The 2,140-nt window shown below is 74.9% G+C and carries 2 protein-coding genes; one reads left to right on the forward strand and one right to left on the reverse strand.

Going from position 1 to position 2,140, the window contains the following annotated elements; translation table 11 throughout:
* A partial coding sequence (locus ACFE60_RS18870; protein ID WP_375390384.1) for a UvrB/UvrC motif-containing protein occupies window positions 1-557 on the forward strand: 557 nt, incomplete at its 5' end.
* 34 nt (window positions 558-591) lie between these two features.
* Here ACFE60_RS18870 and ACFE60_RS18875 read toward each other — a convergent pair.
* Window positions 592-2,140: glycosyltransferase (locus ACFE60_RS18875; protein WP_375390385.1), on the reverse strand; the 1,549-nt coding region annotated here is incomplete at its 5' end.

Genomic DNA, 2,140 nt, shown 5'->3' on the forward strand with positions numbered 1-2,140 from the left:
TCGGCATCAACCTGCTGCGCGAGGGCCTCGACCTGCCCGAGGTGTCGCTGGTCGCGATCCTCGACGCCGACAAGGAGGGCTTCCTGCGCTCCGCGACGTCGCTGATCCAGACGATCGGCCGCGCGGCCCGCAACGTGTCCGGCCAGGTGCACATGTACGCGGACACGGTCACCGACTCGATGGCGAAGGCGATCGACGAGACGAACCGGCGCCGCGAGAAGCAGGTCGCCTACAACACGGAGCACGGCATCGACCCCCAGCCGCTGCGCAAGCGCATCGCGGACATCACCGACCAGCTGGCGCGCGAGGCGGCGGACACGGCGAGCCTGCTGTCGAAGGATGCGGGCGGCAAGCGACAGCCGGTGCCGAACCTGCGCCGCGAAGGCATAGCCGCCAAGGGCGCCGCGGAGCTGGAGAGCATCATCGCGGACCTCAACACGCAGATGCTGCAGGCCGCGAACGAGCTGAAGTTCGAGCTCGCGGGGCGGCTGCGCGACGAGCTGTCGGAGCTGAAGGGCGAGCTGCGGCAGATGTCGAAGGCCGGCCACCTCGTCTGAGCGGCTCGATCCGAGCTGGTCGTGGCTGGTCGCGTCAGCCTGTGAAGCGCCGACGCCACGCAGCCGCGGATGACAGCGACGGCGCCGCGGTTCCGTAGCGGCGCGCCAGCCGGCGCCAGCGGAGCAGCAGCCGACCGTGCAGGACCACAGCCTCCGCGAGCCCCGCGACGAGCGCGCGGCGGTCGCGCACGAACAGCAGCAGCGCCTCCCCGTCGGCCGTCGGCGCGTACACGCGGCCGTGGCGGGCGAGCACCCACCACGAGGCGCGGGGGACCCGCACGGCCCGCACCGGTGCCGCGCCGAGCAGCTGCCGGACGAGCGTCCCGACGGTCCAGAGTCCGAGCTGCGGCCCCGTCGGGCCGGTGCCTCCTCCGCGGGCGGGCCGGGCGACGTCGGCCGCGTCCGGCGGCAGCCTCGGCAGGGCCGGCGCGGCCGCGGCGATGCCTCGCGCCCTGGCCAGGTCGCCCTCGCGGCCGAGCGCCCTCGGCCCGGCCAGGGCGGCGGCGATGCCGGCGTGCCGCAGCCGCGACGCCGGGTACTGCATGGCCAGCAGCTGCTTCACGTCGAGGGCGAGGCTGTGGCCGACGACGCGGACGGCGGAGCCGCCGTGCAGCATGGCGGCGACGATCCGGTTCCTCGCGTGGAAGTACGCCTGCCACTCGATGGAGTCGTCCTTGGTGCGGAACGCGACGTGCCAGACCGCGGCGCCGGGCAGGCTCACCGTCGGCACCCCCGCGGCGGCGGCGCGCAGCCCGTACTCCGCGTCGTCCCACTTGAGGAACAGCGGGAGGGCGAGGCCGAGACGCCGGACGGCGTCGACCGGCAGCTGGCACATCCACCAGCCGTTGTAGTCGGCGTCCCGCCGCTCGTGCACCCACGGGGCGTCGGGCAGCGGCACCGCACCGTGGTCGTGCGTCGATGTCCGCTCGTCGGCCGGTCCCCACCAGAAGACGCCGGGCAGCACCAGCTCCGCCGCGGCCTGCACGACGGCCGGCTGCCCGAGGTCCAGCTGCTGGCCGCCGACGATCGTCGGCACGCGCGTCGCGCGGCCGAACGCCATGGCGCGCAGCAGCGACGCCGGCTCGAGCTCGATGTCGTCGTCGAGCAGGGTCACGACGTCGGCGCGCGGCTCCTCCGTCGCCTCCAGCATGACGCGGGAGAAGCCGCCCGCTCCGCCGAGGTTCGGCTGGCGGATCAGGTGCAGGGCGTCGCCGAGCTCATCCGCCGCCGCGACCACCTCCGGGTCCGTGGCGACCGGCGTGCCGCCCTGGTCCACGACGAGGATCCGCAGGGTCGACGCGAGCAGCTCGGGGGCGGAGGCGAGCCGCCGCAGGTTCGCGGCGACGAACGGCGCCTTGTCGACCGTCGGCATGCCGAGCACGGCCCGCGATCCCCGCAGCGGCGTCGCGTCGACCGACCAGCCGCCCTCCAGCACGTCGACCGGTGCGGCGCCCGCCTCGATCTCGAACCACACGAAGCCGCCTGCCGCGTCGCCGAGGGGCGTCTCGAGTGAGACGGTGCCGTCGTCCTCGGTCCCACCCGCCAGCTCGTCGACGCGACGACCCGCGGCGTCCGAGCGGATC

Source organism: uncultured Amnibacterium sp. (assembly GCF_964245895.1).
Classification (GTDB): domain Bacteria; phylum Actinomycetota; class Actinomycetes; order Actinomycetales; family Microbacteriaceae; genus Amnibacterium.